1 protein-coding gene is annotated in these 1,246 nt (G+C 62.9%); it reads right to left on the bottom strand.

Annotated elements, in window-relative coordinates:
- Nucleotides 1-31 precede the first annotated feature (31 nt).
- Nucleotides 32-1,185 (bottom strand): IS3 family transposase gene (locus UNPA324_RS00015; protein WP_141932835.1). Its coding sequence is split into 2 segments (ribosomal slippage): nucleotides 32-936 and nucleotides 936-1,185, totalling 1,155 coding nucleotides; the frame shifts between segments, so codons are not numbered across the junction.
- Nucleotides 1,186-1,246: the final 61 nt, after the last annotated feature.

Genomic DNA, 1,246 nt, shown 5'->3' with positions numbered 1-1,246 from the left:
CTGAGCTGCTGCCGGTTTGATGGACACCGGGTTAAGCTAATCCCACCTTGCGCTCGAACTCAACCGGGCTGAGATAACCGATGGTCGAGTGCCTGCGGGTCGTGTTGTAAAATCTTTCGATGTAATCGAACACATCGGCTCGTGCCTCGTCTCTGGTCCTGTAGGTCTTGTCGGCTGTCCGTTCGGTCTTGAGCGAGGAGAAAAAGCTCTCCATCGCCGCATTGTCCCAGACATTGCCTGAGCGGCTCATGCTGCAGACGATGCCGTGGTCGGCCATGAGGCGCTGGAACTGCTCGCTCGTGTATTGGCTGCCCTGGTCGGAGTGGTGCAGCAGCGCATCCGGCTTGCCCCGCCGCCAGACGGCCATCAACAATGCATCCGTCACAAGCTGTGCCGTCATGGCGGCACTCATCGACCATCCCACCACCCGACGGGAGAACAGGTCGATCACCGCCGCCACATAGAGCCAGCCCTCGGCGGTCCAGAGATAGGTGAAGTCGGCGATCCACTTCTGGTTCGGCCGCTCGGCAGCGAACTGCCGGTCTAGCAGGTTCGCCGGCACGGTCTCGAGCTGCCGATCGCCGCTGTCCTTCGGCAAGCGCCGGCGTCGCGGCCGCGCCCGCAAGCCTTGCAGGCGCATCAGCCGTTCGATTTGGTGCAGGCCGCAGTCCGCCCCATCGGCGAGCAGATCGCGCCAGACCCGGCGCGCGCCATAGGTGCGGTCGCTGGCGTTGAAGCTAGCCTTGACCTTGCCGCCGAGTTCCTCGTCGCTGCTGGATCTGGCGCTGGGAGAACGGTTCAGCCAGGCATGGAAGCCCGACCGCGATACCCCGAGCGCATCGCATAGCCATGCCACCGGCCAGATCGTCCGGTGCTTCGCGATGAAGACGAACTTCATGTCGCTTCCTTCGCGAAGAAGGCTGCGGCCTTTTTTAGGATATCCCGCTCTGCCTTCAGCTTGGCGACCTCACGGCGCAGCCGCTCGATCTCCTGCTGCTCCGGCTTCATCTGGCCGTGGCCGGGAAAGGCCTGCACTGGGTCGGTGCCAAACTCCTTGACCCACTTGCGCAGGACGTTCTCATGAACGTCCAGGTCGCGGCCGGCCTGTGCCACCGACACTCCGCGTTCCCGGACCAGCTTGACCGCCTCGACCTTGAACTCGCGACTAAACTTCCGTCTCTTCATCGCCCACCTCCGGCTTCATGAAACACCTAATCTCGGTGTCCATCAAACCGGCAGCAGCTCA

It is taken from the genome of Bradyrhizobium sp. UNPA324 (assembly GCF_006658635.1).
In the GTDB taxonomy this organism is placed as follows: Bacteria; Pseudomonadota; Alphaproteobacteria; order Rhizobiales; family Xanthobacteraceae; genus Bradyrhizobium; species Bradyrhizobium nanningense.
The sequence above is the reverse complement of the archived record's forward strand: the minus strand, read 5'-3'. Positions and strand labels throughout refer to the sequence as shown.